This window comes from Nocardia aurea (genome assembly GCF_003123685.1).
Classification (GTDB): Bacteria; Actinomycetota; Actinomycetes; order Mycobacteriales; family Mycobacteriaceae; genus Nocardia; species Nocardia aurea.
On record NZ_QCYJ01000057.1, the window covers coordinates 1 to 816 of the forward strand.

The 816-nt window shown below is 66.9% G+C and carries 1 protein-coding gene; it reads left to right on the plus strand.

The window, feature by feature from the left end; genetic code table 11:
• Positions 1-816, plus strand: an 816-nt coding sequence (locus DAT37_RS12665; RefSeq protein ID WP_198654231.1) for a trigger factor, incomplete at both ends; no start/stop codon positions are given.

Sequence of the window (816 nt, forward strand, 5' to 3'; positions counted from 1 at the left end):
GGCGCGAACATCGAGGAGCAGCAGGCCAACGAGGTGTCCTACGAGGTAGGCGCCGGCTCCGTGCTGCAGGGCCTCGACGACGCGCTCGAGGGCATGTCCGCGGGCGAGGAGAAGAGCTTCAGGACCGAGCTCGTCGGCGGCGAGAACGCCGGCGAGGAGGCCGACGTGATCATCAGCGTCAAGTCGGTCAAGGAGAAGGTCCTGCCTGAGCTCGACGACGAGTTCGCGCAGCTCGCCAGCGAGTTCGACACGCTCGACGAGCTCAAGACCAGCATCCGCGAGCAGGCCCGCCGCAACAAGCTGGTCGACCAGGTCGTCCAGGCCCGCGACAAGGCCCTCGACACGCTGCTGGAGAAGATCGAGATCCCGATCCCCGACAGCGCGCTCAAGGCCGAGGTCGACGCCCGCAAGCACAACCTCGAGCACCAGATCGGCGAGAGCGGCCTGAGCCGCGACGCGTTCTTCCGCCTCTACCGGACCACCGAGGAGGAGCGCTTCGCCGAGTTCGAGACCAGCGCTGTCAAGGCCATCAGGGTCGGGTTCGTGCTCGACAAGATCGTCAAGGCCGAGGAGCTGGGCGTCACCGAGCAGGAGCTGACCAACTTCGTCGTCCGCCGCGCCATGGAGATGGGCGTCCAGCCCAACCAGCTGGCCCAGCACCTGGCCGACAACGACCAGCTCACGCTCGCCATGGTCGAGATCGTTCGCGACAAGGCCAAGACCGTGGTCGGCGACGCCGCCAAGGTCGTCGACTCCGACGGCAACGAGGTCGACCTCAAGGCCATCTACGCCGAGATCAACGGCGAGGAGGTCGTC